We start from the raw sequence: 17,323 nt of genomic DNA, 5'->3' as shown, positions 1-17,323 counted from the left end.
ATAACAATGAATATAACAGAAAAATTAGAATATTCTTTTCCTTCTCTCAAACACAGAAATTTCAGGTTATTCTGGTTTGGGCAAATGATTTCTCTTATAGGCACGTGGATGCAAAACATAGGTCAAGGTTGGTTAGTTCTTAAACTGACAAACTCCTCTTTTTTATTGGGTCTTGTAAGTGCTGTTCAATTTTTGCCTGTGATGCTCTTTTCATTATTTGCAGGGGTTGTAATAGACAGATTTCCAAAGAGAAAACTGATTTTATTTACACAAACAAGTTTTGCAATTTCCGCCTTTATCCTCGCAACTTTGACTGCCCTAAAAATAATAAATTATTGGGAAATATTAGCTTTGGCTTTGTTTAATGGTTTTTTAAACACGATAGACATGCCAGCAAGGCAATCTTTTATCATTGACTTAGTAGGAAAAAAAGATTTGATGAATGCAATTGCTCTAAACTCAGCAGTGTTTAACGCAGCAAGGATAATAGGCCCAGGAATTGCAGGAATATTAATTGGCAAATTGGGATATGCCGTATGTTTTTATTTGAATTCTGCAAGCTTTATTGCTGTAATAATAGGACTTATATTAATTACAGTAGAAGGTATAACGCCAAAAACTAATGACGTCAAAACAAAGATCTTTGATGACTTAAGAGACGGGTTAATATACATAAAAAACACCCCTGTTATACTCACCATAATACTCATGATTGCCATTTTGAGTACTTTCTCTATGAACTTTAATGTATTAGTACCTGTTTTTACCAAAGATGTTCTTCACAGAGAAGCGACAGATTATGGCTTACTAATGTCAGCAATGGGAACAGGAGCCCTGATAGGAGCATTGACACTAGCTTCGGTAAGTAGAAGAGGAGTAAAGCCTGTTTATTTATTTGGTGGAAGCATTGGACTTGGAATCTTTCAAATATTCATAGGCATACAAAGTAGTTACTTATTAACAGCTTTTCTTCTAGCTCTATCAGGCTGGTCTATGATAACCTTTAGTTCTTCCGCCAACACCACAATACAAATTAATTCAGCAGATGAATTCAGAGGAAGAGTGATGAGCGTTTATTCTTTGGTTTTTGGTGGGGTAACTCCTATAGGCTCACTGTATGCTGGTACATTATCTCAAAAATTTGGCTCTCACATAACTTTTATAGTAAGTGGAATAATAGCCCTTTCGTATACACTTTATGTTTTAGTGTTTCAATATAAAAAAGTTTATGGGACAAAGGTATAATTGTCCCATTCTATTCTTCTTCATAAATCATCTTTGCCAGTGGAAACATCTCTATAGCTCTCGGCATTAAACCTTGAACATAAGCTATTAATACTCCATAGTTTACTATTGGAACGTTTTTGCTTTTTGCATATGAAATTCTATACATCATTTCTCTTCTATTCAGCATGCATGCGCCACAATGTACAATCAAGCTGTATTCTTCGAGATTGTCTGGAAAAGTTATGCCGCTCGACCAGTCAAATTGTATGTCTCCTCCAACAATCTGGCGTATCCATCTGGGTATTTTTACCTTTCCTATATCATCCGACTGCCTGTGATGCGTACATCCTTCAGCAATGAGAACTTTATCACCAGGTTTTAATTTTTTTATTGCTTTTACACCTCTTATAAGTTCCTCCAAATCACCTTTATATCGTGCAAAAAGAATAGAAAAAGATGTAAGCGGTATATCTTTTGGCGTATCAGCGCTAACTTTCAAAAAAGCCTGAGAATCTGTAATAACTAATGACGGCTTTTTCCCTATATTTTGAAGTGTCTCTTTTAGCTCATACTCTTTTGTAACAATAGCCATCGCATCATTGTCAAGAATATCTCTTATTGTTTGTTGCTGCGGAAGTATAAGTCTTCCTTTTGGAGCAGCCTTATCTATAGGAACAACAAGAACTACAAAGTCTCCAGGTTTTATGAGATCGCCTACAATTGAAAGTTCCATGTCGTCATATGGTGCTTTTTTTATTAATATCATTTTTAGAGCTTCAATTCCATGTTTTTTTAAGGCAGAAACTTCAATAAGTTCTAGTTTTAATTTTTCTTCCCATTTTCTTTTATCTTCTTCAGAATATTGTGATAAATCCTTTTTATTTATTACCCCTACAACTGGAATATTTTTATCTCTAATGACCTTTAGAATATTTTCTTCAAACTCTGAAAGTCCTATAGTGCCATCTATAACAAGAATTGCAAGGTCTGTTCTATTTAAAACTTCATAGGTTTTTTTTACCCTAAGTTCCCCTAACTCTCCTGTATCATCAAGTCCAGCAGTATCGATGATTACAACTGGTCCTATCGGAAGTATTTCCATTGCCTTCGACACGGGATCAGTAGTAGTACCTGCAACATCAGATACAAGAGCCACTTCCTGGTTTGTGAGAGCATTTATAAGGCTTGATTTACCTGCATTTCTTCTGCCAAAAATAGCTATGTGGAGCCTGGAAGAAGTTGGAGTCGTGTTCATAATTATTTTCTCCTTTCAATTTCCTTTTTCCTGGTATTCCTGGTTTCGTCATTTCATAAGGGTTAAATATTATATCAAGTTCCTCCTCTGTAAAGAGTCCTGTTTCTATCACAACCTCCCTAATGGTTTTTCTTTTCTCTTTAGCCATTTTTGCAATTTCCGTTGCCTTTTCATACCCAAGGTAAGGAACTAACGCAGTTGCATATGAATAACTTTTCTCAACAGTTTCTCTTAAATAATCTTTATTTGCAGTTATTCCTTTAATACATTTATCTATAAATATTCTTATAGCGTTTCTTAATAGGTCTATCTGCATAAAAAGATTATATGCAATCTGAGGCAATGTAAAATTAAGCTCAAACTCACCTGCTTGGGCACATAAAGTTATTGCATGGTCACATGCTATAACTTGAAACGCTGCCTGCTTTACAGCCTCAGGTATGACAGGATTCACTTTACCAGGCATAATCGATGAACCTGCCTGTACTTCTGGTATATTAATCTCCATGAGTCCACACTTAGGACCCGACGACATAAGCCTTATATCATTTGATATTTTTATAAGGTTTGTGGCTGCCGCTTTTAAAAGCCCAGATACCTCAACAAAAACATCGTTATTCTGGGTAGGGTCCATCATATATTCCGCCCTTGCAAGTCCAAGTCCCGTTATTTCTCTCAATATTTCTATAACTGAGAATATATATTTTAGCTCGGCATTTACACCCGTCCCAACAGCAGTACCGCCAATGTTGACCTGCCTCAATCTTTCTTCAACCTTATATATCCTCCATCTATCCCTCGCAACTGCTTGCGCATATGCACCAAATTCCTGTCCAAGCATAACAGGAAGAGCATCCTGTAACTCGGTTCGTCCCATTTTACATACATCAGAAAACTCTTCTTCTTTTTCTTGGAGCACACTTTGAAGCTCAGCTAAATCCTCACTCAAAGGCTTTAAAAGACGTATTGCCGCAATTCTCACCGCTGTCGGGAAAACATCATTTGTAGATTGGCTCAAGTTTACATGTTCCAGTGGATGTACAATAGAATAGTCTCCCTTACTACCCCCCAGTAGTTCGATTGCCCTATTTGCAATAACTTCGTTAGCATTCATATTGGAAGAAGTACCTGCACCTCCCTGGAGAGCATCAACAATAAATTGATCATGGTATTTACCTGATATTATCTCATCACAAGCTAAAATTATTGCCTTCGCTTTTTTTTCATCAAGCAAGCCAATTTTCACATTTGCAATCGCTGCAGCCTTTTTGACCATCGCAAGTGATATAATAAGTTCCCTGTGGATTTTTTGCCCTGATATATGAAAATTTTCAAAAGCTCTCAGTGTATGTATACCATAATAAGCATCAATGGGCACTTCTTTTTTTCCCAGCAAGTCATGCTCAATTCTATATTTCATAAAATTTGCCTCCACATTATAATCATCATCAATATAATCAATAATACAAAACAGTCAGATTGTCAATAATTTATCGATATTTAGTGTGTGTCAAAAATTAGTAGAAATAATATGCTGACATTACCTACTGAAATTTTACACGGACCGATATTTAATAGGCAAAGTTACTGTAAACACAGTACCTTTGTTTTCTTCGCTTTCAACTGTTATAGTTCCACCATGTTCTTCAATTATTTTCTTTGCTATGGCAAGTCCCAATCCTGTACCACTGTATCTGCTGTTTTTGCCTCTATAAAATTTATCAAAAATGTGTTTCATTTCACTCTCTGAAATGCCATGACCTTCATCTTCCACTTTTATTATTGCTCTCTCTTTCGCTTCAAGAACAACTTTTACACTTTTACCACTCTCACAAACTTTTATAGCATTATCAATAAGATTCACTAACACCTGTTTCAGCCTATTTTTATCTCCATAGACTACAAGATTATCGTTATTTTTTTCACATATTAAGTTGACACCATTATTTTCTGCAATAGGTTTTAGCACAGCAACTGTTTCACGAATTAAGCAACTAATATCTATCTCATCAAAAGTCAATTTTATCTTACCAAGCTCCATCTTGGAAAAATCCAAAAGCTCATCTACTAAGTGAGAAAGCCTATCTGCTTCCCCATCAATAATATTTAAATACTCATATAACTCACGATTTTCTTCAAATACGTCCATAGCAGTTACTGCAAATCCTTTTATAGAGGTAAGCGGAGTCTTTAATTCGTGAGAGATATTGCTTATAAACTCGTTTTTCATCTCTTCCAACTGCCCTAATTCTTCTGCCATTTTATTAAAAGAATCTGCCAATATTCCTATTTCGTCATTTGAAATCTTTTGAGCCCTGATTTTAAAATTGCCTCTTGCCATCTCCTGAGTCGCCTTTTTAACCATCTCCAGAGGCTTTGTAAGTCTGTTTGCTATAAAAAAACCTATCACCAATGCAACTAAAGAAGAGGCTGTTAATACTACCCCAAAAAATAACACTAACTTTTTTATTACATTGTAAACTTCCTCTAAGGAAGAAGAAAGCCTCAATACTGCTATATAATTTATTTTATTTTTTATTGGCACTGACACGTGGAGAACTTTTTCATTGTGGAGGTCTTCTATATAAACTCCATTTTCTCCTGAAATAGCTTGTATGACATCTGGAGTAAGTATCTTAACAGGAATAGGAGTAGAAGAGACAGAAGAGTCCCCTAAAAGCATGCCTTTCATATTTAAAAGCTGAACTTGTGCATTGGTATCTGCTGCAAGCTTTTTAACCACATCTTGGCCTATCGCGTATATATCTGCATCAATGTAACTATCAATTACACGAGAAAAGGAATTGCCCTGTGAAGTAAGTATTTCAATTATGTTGTTAATATAGTATTTTTCAAGTGTTAAAGTAGATATAACTCCAAAAAAAATTATTATCATTGTAACCAACAAAATATAAGAAACTGTAAGTTTAAATCTTATACTCATTTAACTTCCTCCAAAATAATACCCAATTCCCCATTGAGTATGTATGTATTTTGGTTGGTCGGGATTAGTTTCAATTTTTTCTCTTAGCCTTCTAATGTGAACGTCCAGTGTTTTTGTATCCCCTATAAAAGATTCTCCCCATATAAAACCAATAAGTTCTTCTCTTTTTACCACTCTCTCTCTATTTGTCATTAATATCTTTAAAAGTTGAAATTCTCTTGGAGTCAGAGACACTTCTTTTCCCTTCACAAAGACTTTATTTTGGCTTAAATCCAATTTTACCTCTCCAAATTCTATGCTACCAGTACTTTGCATAATCGCATTAAACTCATAAACTCTCCTTATAATCGCTTTTACTCTTGCCACAAGTTCTCTTGGATTAAAAGGCTTAGTGATATAATCATCTGCTCCTAACTCTAAACCTAATATTTTCTCCACATCCTGGCTTTTAGCCGTGAGGACAATAACAGGAGTATTTATCTTCATCGCTTTTATCTCCCTTAAAACTTCAAAGCCGCTTATATCAGGAAGCATTATATCCAGTATTATAACAGAAAATTTTTCACTTTCAATTAAATCAAGAGCTTTCCTACAACTACTAATATTTTGTGCATCCTACACACCTCCCCACCATTATATTACCATACTTTCATAAAAATTAACAAATATATTTTCGTTTTTACGATATTTCCATTTGCATACTAAAAAATTTCTTTTCCTACTTGAAATCCAAAAAATTTTAATGTATTATAAATATAAAAGGATAATATATTTCTATTAAGATATATTATCCAAAGCAAATTAGTTATAATTGTAAAGTTTTACAAATTTAAAGGAGGAATTGACAATGGCTGATTTATATGGCGTTTATAAATGCGAAAAATGCGGAAATATTGTAGAAGTTCTTCATGCTGGTCAAGGGACATTGGTATGCTGTGGTGAGCCAATGGTTAAAATGCAAGAAAAAACAGGAGATGCAGGTACCGAAAAACACACACCGGTTATTGAAAGAAATGGCAATATTGTAACCGTAAAAGTGGGAAGTGTTCCTCATCCAATGGAGGAAAAGCATTGGATTGAATGGATCTCTCTTTTAGCTGATGGTGTATATATGAGAAAAGTATTAAAACCAGGTGAAAAACCTGAAGCAGTTTTTGTAACAGATGCTAAAGAGTTAAAAGCGTGGTCCTACTGCAATTTGCACGGACTGTGGAAGTCTGAATCGAGTAGGAGCTGAATAATTATTTTATTCAGCGTCCTCTCACACCACCGTACGTACCGTTCGGTATACGGCGGTTCATTAGGAATTGTGTACAATTAGATATCTTTGGGATAAACTCTTATAACCTATGCTCTCAAAGTATTTATTTGTAAGAGTCTTATTTAGGATTGGGCTATTGGATATTCTCCAGTAGCCTTTCCTTGTATTGGCGTATTCCCAGGCTTTTTGTTCTTCTACTCCTAGTTTTACTAAGTTATCATGCTTCGTTTTTATCTTCTTCCATTGTTTCCATATACATGCCCTCAGTCTTCGCCTTATCCATTCGTCAAAGGTTTTCATTATGCTTTTCGCGTCTGCTAATCCAAAATAGTTGACCCATCCTGTTGTTATTTGATTTAGTCTTTTTATTCTGTTTTCCATGCTTATTCCCTTGTTCCGATTGGTTATTTCTCTTACTTTTCCCTTAAACCTTTTGATGGATTTTTCATGGATTCTTATTCTTACTTCGTTTTCTTTTGTATAGAATGAAAATCCAAGAAATTTTCTTCTCCATGGTCTATCTACAGCACTTTTTGCTTCGTTGACTTTTAGTTTTAATTTGCTTTCTATGAATTTCTTTATGCTCTTCATTACTCTGTTTCCTGCAGACCTGCTTTTTACATATATGTTGCAGTCATCTGCATATCGGCAGAATTTATGCCCTCGTTTCTCAAGTTCTTTGTCTAGTTCGTCCAACATTATGTTTGCTAATAGGGGACTTAATGGCCCTCCTTGGGGTGTCCCTTCTTCTGTTGATACTTTGATTCCGTTTATCATTACTCCTGATTCTAGGTATCTTCGTATTAACTTTAGTACTCTTTTGTCCCCTATCCGCTTTTCTAGTTTGGACATTATTATGTCGTGGTTTACTCTGTCAAAGAATTTTTCTAAGTCCATATCTACAACCCATGTGTATCCTTCATTTATGTATGCTTCTGCGGCTTTTATTGCGTCTTTTGCACTGCGTCCTGGTCTGAATCCATAACTGCTATCAGAAAATGTATGGTTGTAGACTTTATTTAGTATTTGGGCTATTGCTTGTTGTATTAGTCTGTCTAGTACTGTAGGTATTCCTAGTAGTCTTACTCCTCCATCTGGTTTGGGAATTTCTACTCTTCGCACTGGTTGTGGTTTGTATTTCCCTTCCAGCAGTTGTTGTTTTATGGTTGACCAGTTTTCTTTGAGATACGGTAGAAGTTCATCTACTTCCATCCCATCGACTCCATGGCTTCCTTTATTTGCAACAACGCGCTTGTATGCTGCTTCCATGTTTCCTCGTTCTACTATCATTTCAAGCATCTTGCTGGTATATCTTTGTACTTCGTTTCTTCCATCTTCCGACGCCGATGATATACTATGCACTTCCGTTGTCTTTTGAAATTCCATTTCTCTATTCAACGGATAGCCTCTTTGTTGAGTTGTCTGCAGTCTTCGCATATCTTTCGAGTCCATAAGATTTTCAAAACCTCCTAACGTTCGGTCCTTCCTTATCTATTCATGACTAGATAAGTACTATGACCTCTGCTGACTTCTCAAGGTTCAGCCATACATCACTGCATGGGTTGTCACTTCAGATTTTACTTCCACGACTTATCCTTGAGACCTCCCCGGGTAAGAACGATAACTTTCATCTCATATATCTGCCAGATTTACTGTATGGGATTCGGGTAGTGTTGGACTTCGTTTTGTTACGCAAACTCATCCATCCCAATTCAGCCTCTTATCTGGTTCTTGTTCATCAGACCGAGATTTTGCCTTAAGCTTCCTTCAGATTCCACCTCACGATGGACACCCTTGCTCTTGGCTAGTGGTTCCCACTACCAAGCCCACAGCGGACTTTCACCGCCTAGTTATCGCCCATGCCGGGCGCACGTAAAAAATAAGGGCGTTAAGCCCTTATTTTTTACTATCTAGCTTATACTTTTCTAACTCTTTTTCGGTAAGAGAGTATTTGCTAAAAACAATCAAACTTAACAAAATTATACTTCCAGCTAAAGGCCCACAAAGCTGTAAACCAAGCGGATTTTCTGCACTATACCCAAAAATCTTAAACAAAAGTGGCGTTACAAGAGAAGAAATCCCAATAACTATCTTTATAACAAAGCCTTGTGCTCCAAAAAACATGCCTTCTCTTCTCTGCCCTGTTTTAATGCCATCCAATTCCGCTATATCAGCAATCATTGCATTAGGCACTACAAAAAATACAGAAAGCGGTATACCAGCTAATAAAACGATAATTATAGAAACTGTCTTATTAAAAACGGTCCCAAAAAGTCCAGTAAGGGCTAAAATACCAGCAAACATAATAGAAAACACCATGAGAAGTTTTTTCTTTCCGTATAATAGTGTAAGCTTCGGCACAAAGAAGCTAAACAAAACTGCTACAACAAATGCACCTGCAATCATAAAGCCAGACTCTTCAGCAGGAGTCTTTAAAAGCACCTCAGTTATATAAGGCATAGCAATAGTCAAGGTATTTATCCCAAACCATAAAGCTGTCGCCGCAGTAAGGTAATACATAAAATCTGCATTTGTTAAAGTCATCTTAATAGAAGTAAACATTCCCACTGTGGGTATATTTTCTTCCTCTATTTTTTCTTCTTTTACAAAAATAGGCGTAAGCATTAAAGTGATAAAAGCAAAGATTCCTAATATAATTCCCATAATTTTGAAATTAAAAATCCCAATCAAAATTCCTGACCCTGCTTCTGCTACCATCACACCTATAATCTGAGTTATCCCTTGCATCATAGTAAGTGTAATTCTTTCTTTTGCATTTTTAGTTATTTCAGGTATGAGAGCAAGATACGGCGCCACAACTGCAGTAAAAGATACAAAAAATAAACTTAATACAAAAGTGAGATAAATAAAGTTTATTATCGACACCTCAGGAACAGGAGGAAACCATATCATTATAAAAGAAATCATCAAAACAGGTGAGCCAAATAGCACAAAAGGTATTCTCCTACCCATTTTGGTATTTAATTTGTCAGAATAATAAGCGACTATTGGATCAGATATGCCGTCAAACATTCTCGCAACTATCATAGAAAAACCTATAAGGCTTATTGGTACAAGCATTTTAAGCCCTTGCATGTTAAATTGTGGAGGAGTGTAATAATATTGATACCACTTTACCGCCGTTTGAGTAAAAACCGATATCCCTAAATATCCTAAAGAATACATTAAAAGCATAAAAAACCTGTTGTGTTTCATATTTTATCTCCTCTCTTAAAATTACTGTATACCTTGCCATAATAATCCCTTTCAAACTCCTCATTCACATCCCCATAATATTCCGCCATTTCTCTCGCTTCATAAAGTTTTGCAATATTTATATCAGAAGTTACGAGATAATCCCCTTCGTAATGAGGTGAAATCGCAATAATCCCGTCTTTATTATCTGTCATATCAATCGGCGCAAAAATTCCTGCTTTCCCCGTAAAATGAATCCCTCCTATCCGGCCATTTAAAGAAGCTTTTACTCCGTATACATAAGACTCTTGGACCCTTGGCCATATCCCCCTTAGTGCCCTCCAAAAATTATACTCCTCCATATTCGCTATAGGAAGAATTACAATTTCCGCACCTTTTTGGGAAGCTATCTTAAAAGTTTCAAAATAAGTGGCATCCATGCAGACAGGACAAGCAACTTTTCCTATATCCAATGAAAAAATTTCAAGCTCATTTTCTCGCTTAAGTCCAATTTTTTCTTCAAAATCTGTTAAATGTATCTTCTTTTGCCTTCCTAATATTTTTCCTTCTCTTGACACCAAAGCACCGCCATTATACAAATTGCCATTTTCGTTTATAATATAACTTCCCGTGTAAATGTAAATTCCAAACTTTTTAGCAAAGCCTGTCATTATCTCTTCAATTGCCCTTTGAGAAGATTTTGATATAGATTGAAAGATAAATCGCAGTAATCCCTCCCCACTTCCTCCATCTTCTAATTTTTCCCCTTTTTGTGCCTTTTTATTTAAATAAGCGTTTATTCTGCTAAAGGCCGGTATTAAACCAAGTAAATCAAAAAAATTGTACTCAGGAAATACAACTATATCACTCTCTCTTTGTGCAGCTTCTTCTACAAAGCCTTTTAACAAGTTTGCATATTCTTCAATAGATTTAACCACTTTAATTTGCCTCTCCACACAAGAGATTCTCACATTATCTTTATCTTTTGAAGAAATCTTTTTATCTTTTATTCCTTCAAGCTGGCGTAAATAATTATTTATCTTTTTTGCATTCATATTTCTATCAAAAATAAATTCTAAAACATTTTTCATAATCCATCACCCAAAAATCCTTTTATAAAATTCAGTATTTAGCTGTTTCAAAACGTCAAACTTAGAAATTGCTTCTTTTCTCGCTCTTTCATCAAGTTCAACAACTATAACAGGGAAATCATCTTCTTTTGCAAGAAAGCCATCATCATCCCTCGTCATCTCCAAAGGCCCATGAATAGCTGATTCCGAATAAAAACTGTACCCTTTGCATTCTCCTTTAAAACCGCTTTCTACTGCAAAAAATAGATTCTGTTGAACGTTTTGCCATAAGCCTGCTATTTGCCTTGCGTAATTTCTTTCATCTCCCCTTATAGCTACTGGTGAAATAACCAAATTTACTCCCTTTAATGCGGCATATCTTGCCACCTGTGGGTAAAAAACATCTGTAGACAAAATTATACTCACCTTAAAACCATTTATTTCAGCTATATTAAGTATACTTCCTCTTGACAAACCAATATCTCTTTCCCACTTTGCAAGGTACAACTGCCTTTGGAATAGTATTACCTCTCCGTTTAACAAAAGAAAAGAAGAGTGGTAAGTTTTGTCTCCATCTTTTTCAAAAAAGCTTCCCGGGCATATGGCAATATCCTTATATTTTAAAGAAATTTTTTTCATTTCTTCTAAAAATTTATCTTCAAAGTCCCAAAGCATACCTGTAAGAGCCGGAAAAACTACAACACATGCTCCTTTCTCTTGACAAACCTTGAGAATTTCATCTATTTTATTCAAAACCTCTTTTTTACCAGTTATCTTTTCTACCTCTCCTTTTTTTAAAACAACAGACGCCACTCTCATCTATTTCACTCCTCAAAAAGCACTTTATAAAGAGCCATTGCAAGATATCCCGCTCCAGTTGCAAAACCCACACCTGTTTTTGCCTCACCTGTATTTTTGTCAAAGCTTTCTGCCAAAATTCCATAATCCATGTTGGCATTTTTAAGCCACAAAAGTGCTTCCTCTCTTTTTAGAGGATTTAATAAGCTTCCACAAAGACCCAAGCCTGAGGGTGTATTAGGATGATGGTCGCAGGCAAGCTCTCTTATCTTTGCACCCTCAAAATAGTACTTGTATTTGGGTGAATAATAATATTCAATTGTATTTTTAAATATCTCATCATGATAATCCACAAAACCGTAATAATACATAAGACCAAGATTCCCTGGCGGGTCATTGTAAAATCTATAATTTCCTTTTCCATCCGTAGACCAAGCAAAAATAGGCTTTCCATCCATCTCTGTGACAAGGTATTTGTATATCCCCTTGTAAATTCCGTCAATCTTTTTCTGTAAAGCTTCCGCCTTGTTGTACCAGTTGAGCTTTACGTACAAATCCTTTAAGTTTATAAACCCCCTCCACAATATCACATTGTCTATCGTCACAAAAGGATAATCCGAAGGGTCATCAGAAGGCAGCAAAAACGTCTTGTATAGCGCCGTTTCCCTGTCAAACTCCTTTTCAATTCGGCTGTATACCCTCTCAAGAGCTTTTATCAGTTCCATATCCTCCAAATCTATATCCATGGTTCCTATGAGAATAAGATAGCTTGCCGCCTCATCCAATTCAAATCCTGGATACAGCACAGTTCCATCGATGTAGTGGGCATGGTCTCCTGCATTCTTGCTGTGCCTTAAAATCATCTCCCTTGCAATAAGATTGTGAAATTCTCTGTCAACAAGCTTTATTGCTGGAAAAGACCAGAGAAAGCTGTCTCTTTCCCAAAAAGCACTTGAGACATAGTACCTTGGGCTTCTCGATGTCAAAGCCACATAGTTATCCGATTCCATGTCCTTGCCTACCGCAAAAAAGTAGTTGAAAAATAGGTTTTTGTTAAGTAATCTCTCCAGATATTCATCTTGGGAGTATTTTATGTATTTCTTCTTAAGCCATCTGTAAACTTCCTCGTATATCCTTTCAAAACCTTTTCTTTTGAGATGAATCAAAGTGGTAGAAGCTCCATCCATATCAGAATTTACCGCTACGTAAAAGCAGTTTTTGCCATTAAGTTTTAGCTTAAGGATAACACCTTCTCCCTCATCGCTGTAGTCAAACTCCTTTTCTGCTCCAAAGGCTAGAGAAAAGGCTACATTATAAGAATAGACGTTTAAAGCAGGGTTTTTAAGCCATTTGTCAATTTTAAACTCCTTTTTAAAATCAATCTCATGAGAATTAAAGCGCAAAAAGCTAAGTTTAACAGGATTAATTACAAGATGTATTTCTATCTCTTCTGAGCCTTCAAACTCATAGACAAAGCCTTTTTCCTTTAAATCAGCATAAATTTTTATTAAAACACTACTCCCATCTGAGAGATATAATTTGATAGAAGGAATGTAATAAAATATCTCTTCTATCTCACTTTTCACTATTTCAAGTCCCTCACCTTTTTTGTAAAAACGGGGTTCAAACAAAGCTTCTTCTCCAGAAAGTTCAACAAGCCCTTTATTTGAAAGAGAAATTATGTTAATGCTTTTTATAGAAGCATCATTTATATCTATATCAGGCAAACTAATATAGTGATTTCCAGCATATAGTACTCTCACATTTTTATCAATTTTACTTGGCCGTGTAATAATTTTATTCATAATCTAACCACTCCTGTTAATTTTCTTTTTATCCTGAAAAAAGTTTTCATCTTAATTGTACTATTTTTTCTAAAATAGGTAAATAAAAAGATAAAAAATAGGCGAATACTTTTTCGCCTATTATGCCAACCTACTGCGAATATTTAACCCCTTATCAATGGCATCCTGCACTATTTTATGACAGCACTTGCCTAGAGGATTTTTCTTTTGACAATCAGAATTACTCATTGCACCAGTAAGATTTATGACTTCTTCCATAGTGGTAGCACCATAATCTACTACTGCTTTTATAATCTCATCTTCTGTAACTTTGCTACAATAACAAGCGTATTTAGGATTAGCATTTTTCTTAAACCATAAGGGCACCCTCAGCTGATGCTTATTAAATCTAATCCCTTTTTTGTTATTATAATACGCAACTTCGCAGTCTTCATTCATGCATAAATAATAGTCTTCATCTCCTATTTGCTCTAATAAATCCTCGATTAAAATATGCCTTATTGTAAAATTTTTTACTATAACTCCTTCTTTGCCACATACAGGGCATAGATTATTTATTTGCGTATTTTTTGAAAAGTTATTTCTACAACAGGATTTATTTAAAATCTTTTCCTCCATAATCCCCATACTCCTTTGTTCTAAAGCTTAGCATAACATGATTTTAACTTATACTTTAAATCAGCGCAGGATGCGCATGACATACCCATAAGTGCAAGCTCTACTTTATCTTTTATTACACCATATCCTATATCTTCTATTTTTTTCTCCATATCGCATATATTAATTTTATCTGGATCATATATAACTGTTGTTTTTTCAACAGCAAGATTTACATTTGCGTCTAAAACTCCATCTAAGCTTTTAAGCCCTTTTTCTATTTTGGTTGCACAAGCTGCACAAGACATCCCAGTTATTTTTAAATTAGCTTTTTCGGCCATATTTTCATCTCCTCTTCATTCTCTCAGTATTTTTATAGGAAATTCTTCCAAATAAAAGGAGATTCCAAATAGATATGCTGCTACAGAGCTATCACACCTCCAGTCATTCCCACAACTACTCTGTTGTTTTTCTGCATTTCCCATCTTCATTAATTTAGCATTGCCCACAAGGACTTCTTTTCCTTCTATATTTGCTCTTACGCCATTTCCTGAAATTCCTTCATACTTTTTTATTCTAGATCTGTCTACTTCTTTCCCTATACGTGCAAGTCATATAAAGAACATGCTAAGACGAAACCCTGAATATTGTGGAAAAATCAGACCTTGACAAAAAAAAGTTGAAAAGGCTATTAAAGAATTGAAAAAAGAAGATTTAATAATGTCTCCTAAAAGATGTTACTATTCTGCAAAATAATCTGTAAAAAAGGGAGTGCAGATTTTATACTTTCTTTTTTCTATAACCAAAACTTTTTGAAACTACTCTTCCACTACTATTTATCCTCGCAGTTATACAACTAAAGCAATGAGCAGGAGTATCAGCAACACAAATTTTTCCCGGATATAATGCGTACAATTTTCTGTATTCTCCCTCTGTCACATTTGGCATTACGACATTTGCTCCACAACGAAGCGCTATCATTCTTCCATTAGGATTAAGAGTTTCCATAGCAGTTGTAGCAGGTATATTAATATCGGGCATTAAAAGTCTTATTATAGCCACAACTTTTAAGGTGAGTTCAAAGGTACCTCCTTTTTCATTTTTTAAAGGAGTATCAGGATTGGGAATAAACGGACCAACACCTATCATATCAGCATCGATTTTTTTAAAAAATAAAATGTCATCTGCAATTGATTCTATAGTTTGTTCAGGAAGTCCTATAATACATCCTGTTCCAACTTCATATCCCAGCTCTTTTAAATCTGTGAGACATCTTTTTCTATTCTTATGACTCATTCCAGGATGAAGCTTTTTATAAAGTTCTTCATCTGTTGTCTCTATTCTTAATAAATATCTATCTGCTCCAGCTTTTTTATACGCCTCATACTCTTCTCTGGTCTTTTCACCAATGCTAAGTGTTATTGCTAAGTCAAATTCTTTTATGGATTTTATAATTTTAATCATTCTTTCAACATTGAAAAAATCATCTTCACCGGACTGTAATACTACAGTTTTATACCCTAAATTGTGTGCATTTTTTGCAAAATTAATTATCTGTTCAGGTGTTAATCTGTAACGTTCTATATTTTTATTATCTCTTCTCAATCCACAATACAGGCAATTTTGTTTACATATATTAGAGAATTCAATAAGTCCACGCAAATGTACCTCATTTTCAACATATTTTTCTCTTACCCTGTCTGCAGCCTTAAACAATTCTTCATTATATTTATCATCCTTTAAAATGCTAACTATCTCTTCTTTCGTAAGTGTATGCGTTTTTTCAGCTTTTTCTATTAGACTCCTCACAAAATTCACCTGCCCTAATGTTCATTACCAGTCTTTCTAATTCTTCAATTTTATTTCTATGGAGGCCAAAATAGCATAATATAACTTCTAATACACTTTTGGCTGCTGGATCTCTTTCAAAAATAACCGTGCGATAAGCTCTATCACCTCTCACTGGTAAAATATACTTCGTATGGACATTTATACCTAGCGCTTTTGCAACTTTTTCCCTCTCTTCTTCAATAGCTTTTTTCGCTCTTGACCATTTGAATACGGTGAAGATGGATTGCCAAAAACATCCCTATAATTTAGTCTCTGTTCATATTTTACATTTTTTATTCAAAAAATTTGTGCATACTTAAATATCTTTCCCCAGTATCAGGTAGTACTGTTACAACTCGTTTTCCTTTCCCGAGGCGATTTGCAACTTCAACTGCCGCAAAAACATTTGCGCCTGAAGAAATACCACAAAGAATTCCTTCTTGTTTTGCAAGTTTCATTGACATTTCAAAAGCATCTCTCTCTTTTACCTTTATAATTTCATCGATAACGTCAAGATTTAATGTGTCAGGAATAAATCCAGCTCCTATTCCTTGTATCTTATGAGGTCCAGGTTTGCCGCCTGACAATACAGGAGATTCATCTGGTTCTACTGCAAAAATTTTTATATCTTTGTTATATTGCTTTAAAACTTTCCCTACTCCGGATATTGTTCCCCCTGTGCCTACACCTGCTACAAATGCATCTACTATTCCATTTGTACCTTTTAATATTTCTTTTACCGTTGTAAGTTCATGTATTTCTGGATTCGCAGGATTTTTAAACTGATCTAACATTATATAATCAGGATTTAATTCCAAAATTTCTTGTGCCTTTTTTATGGCTCCTTTCATGCCCTCTGCACCGGGTGTTAAAACAAGCTCTGCTCCATATGACAAAAGTAAATTTCGTCGTTCTATACTCATCGTATCAGGCATTACAAGAATCAACTTATACCCTTTTACAGCACTAACCATCGCAAGACCAATACCTGTATTTCCACTGGTAGGTTCAACAATTGTCCCACCAGGTTTTAATCTTCCTTCTTCCTCAGCTCTTTTTATCATATTTAATGCAATTCTGTCCTTAACACTTCCACCCGGGTTAAAAGACTCTAATTTTACTATGACCTCCGCTGAATTTTCAGGAACAACTTTATTCAACCTAATCATAGGTGTATTCCCTATAAGCTGAGTTATATCCTCATAAATTTTATTTTCTCTTCCCGACATAATTTTTTTGCCTCCTTTTAATTCATAGTATTTAGATATGAATACTATGATTTTATTTTAAGATATCACAATCTCAGTGGATTGTCAATAGTTTAACAACTTTTTATAAAAA

At 35.0% G+C, this 17,323-nt stretch carries 15 protein-coding genes and 3 pseudogenes; 3 read left to right on the top strand and 15 right to left on the bottom strand.

Going from position 1 to position 17,323, the window contains the following annotated elements; all coding sequences use genetic code 11:
• The first annotated feature begins 6 nt into the window (after positions 1-6).
• Positions 7-1,245, top strand: a complete 1,239-nt coding sequence (locus THYS13_RS11460; protein WP_042834635.1) for an MFS transporter — start codon at positions 7-9, stop codon at positions 1,243-1,245.
• A gap of 10 nt (positions 1,246-1,255) precedes the next feature.
• Here the strand turns inward: THYS13_RS11460 and hydF are convergent, their stop codons facing one another.
• From hydF to THYS13_RS11440, 4 genes are all read right to left on the bottom strand, one after another.
• Entirely contained in the window at positions 1,256-2,482 is a 1,227-nt protein-coding gene (gene hydF, locus THYS13_RS11455; RefSeq protein WP_042834634.1) for a [FeFe] hydrogenase H-cluster maturation GTPase HydF, read from the bottom strand.
• Positions 2,418-3,902, bottom strand: coding sequence for an aspartate ammonia-lyase (locus THYS13_RS11450; RefSeq protein ID WP_235603368.1), 1,485 nt, complete (start codon positions 3,900-3,902; stop codon positions 2,418-2,420). The genes hydF and THYS13_RS11450 overlap by 65 nt, the downstream gene beginning before the upstream one ends.
• Before the next feature lie 135 nt (positions 3,903-4,037).
• Positions 4,038-5,426 (bottom strand): cell wall metabolism sensor histidine kinase WalK, encoded by a 1,389-nt coding sequence (locus THYS13_RS11445; protein WP_042834633.1) that lies wholly within the window; start codon positions 5,424-5,426, stop codon positions 4,038-4,040.
• Positions 5,427-6,029: a response regulator transcription factor gene (locus THYS13_RS11440; protein WP_255356324.1), complete on the bottom strand. Its 603-nt coding sequence runs from the start codon at positions 6,027-6,029 to the stop codon at positions 5,427-5,429.
• 244 nt (positions 6,030-6,273) lie between these two features.
• On the opposite strand from THYS13_RS11440, the gene THYS13_RS11435 reads away from it, so the two are divergent.
• Complete coding sequence (locus THYS13_RS11435) at positions 6,274-6,663, top strand: desulfoferrodoxin (RefSeq protein WP_042834631.1); 390 nt, start codon at positions 6,274-6,276, stop codon at positions 6,661-6,663.
• Positions 6,664-6,726: 63 nt separating this feature from the next.
• Here THYS13_RS11435 and ltrA read toward each other — a convergent pair whose 3' ends face one another.
• From ltrA to THYS13_RS14335, 8 genes and pseudogenes are all read right to left on the bottom strand, one after another.
• The gene (gene ltrA, locus THYS13_RS11430; RefSeq protein WP_042833399.1) at positions 6,727-8,139 is read right to left on the bottom strand and encodes a group II intron reverse transcriptase/maturase; all 1,413 of its coding nucleotides are present in this window, start codon (positions 8,137-8,139) and stop codon (positions 6,727-6,729) included.
• Positions 8,140-8,583: 444 nt separating this feature from the next.
• Positions 8,584-9,903, bottom strand: a complete 1,320-nt coding sequence (locus THYS13_RS11425; protein WP_042834630.1) for an MFS transporter — start codon at positions 9,901-9,903, stop codon at positions 8,584-8,586.
• Entirely contained in the window at positions 9,900-10,973 is a 1,074-nt protein-coding gene (locus THYS13_RS11420) for a nitrilase-related carbon-nitrogen hydrolase (protein ID WP_042834629.1), read from the bottom strand. Before THYS13_RS11420 ends, THYS13_RS11425 begins: the two co-directional genes overlap by 4 nt.
• 6 nt (positions 10,974-10,979) lie before the next feature.
• Positions 10,980-11,771 carry a nitrilase-related carbon-nitrogen hydrolase gene (locus THYS13_RS11415; RefSeq protein ID WP_042834628.1) on the bottom strand — a complete coding sequence of 264 codons (792 nt, stop codon included), beginning with the start codon at positions 11,769-11,771 and terminating at the stop codon, positions 10,980-10,982.
• A 5-nt stretch (positions 11,772-11,776) separates the two neighbouring features.
• Positions 11,777-13,555, bottom strand: a complete 1,779-nt coding sequence (locus THYS13_RS11410) for a glycoside hydrolase family 125 protein (RefSeq protein WP_042834627.1) — start codon at positions 13,553-13,555, stop codon at positions 11,777-11,779.
• 120 nt (positions 13,556-13,675) lie between these two features.
• Entirely contained in the window at positions 13,676-14,173 is a 498-nt protein-coding gene (locus THYS13_RS11405) for a Csac_0668 family 2Fe-2S cluster-binding (seleno)protein (protein WP_082990416.1), read from the bottom strand.
• A gap of 62 nt (positions 14,174-14,235) precedes the next feature.
• Positions 14,236-14,493: pseudogene (locus tag THYS13_RS11400) on the bottom strand (cation transporter); the annotation flags it as partial.
• A gap of 15 nt (positions 14,494-14,508) precedes the next feature.
• Entirely contained in the window at positions 14,509-14,661 is a 153-nt protein-coding gene (locus THYS13_RS14335; protein ID WP_161485941.1) for a hypothetical protein, read from the bottom strand.
• A 134-nt stretch (positions 14,662-14,795) separates the two neighbouring features.
• On the opposite strand from THYS13_RS14335, the pseudogene THYS13_RS14715 reads away from it, so the two are divergent.
• Positions 14,796-14,908, top strand: a pseudogene (locus tag THYS13_RS14715) (MarR family transcriptional regulator); the annotation flags it as partial.
• Between the two features lie 24 nt (positions 14,909-14,932).
• Here THYS13_RS14715 and hydE read toward each other — a convergent pair.
• The 3 genes and pseudogenes from hydE to cysK all read right to left on the bottom strand — a co-directional run bounded on the left by hydE (position 14,933) and on the right by cysK (position 17,211).
• Positions 14,933-15,961 carry a [FeFe] hydrogenase H-cluster radical SAM maturase HydE gene (gene hydE, locus THYS13_RS11395; RefSeq protein ID WP_153039613.1) on the bottom strand — a complete coding sequence of 343 codons (1,029 nt, stop codon included), beginning with the start codon at positions 15,959-15,961 and terminating at the stop codon, positions 14,933-14,935.
• A 152-nt stretch (positions 15,962-16,113) separates the two neighbouring features.
• Positions 16,114-16,279 (bottom strand): annotated as a pseudogene (locus THYS13_RS14980) (cysteine desulfurase NifS); the annotation flags it as partial.
• Positions 16,276-17,211: a cysteine synthase A gene (gene cysK, locus THYS13_RS11390; protein ID WP_042834623.1), complete on the bottom strand. Its 936-nt coding sequence runs from the start codon at positions 17,209-17,211 to the stop codon at positions 16,276-16,278. The gene cysK and the pseudogene THYS13_RS14980, both read right to left, overlap by 4 nt.
• Positions 17,212-17,323 lie beyond the last annotated feature (112 nt).

It is taken from the genome of Thermoanaerobacter sp. YS13 (assembly GCF_000806225.2).
Lineage (GTDB): Bacteria > Bacillota > Thermoanaerobacteria > Thermoanaerobacterales > Thermoanaerobacteraceae > Thermoanaerobacter > Thermoanaerobacter uzonensis.
This window is presented reverse-complemented; position numbering and strand designations above follow the sequence as displayed.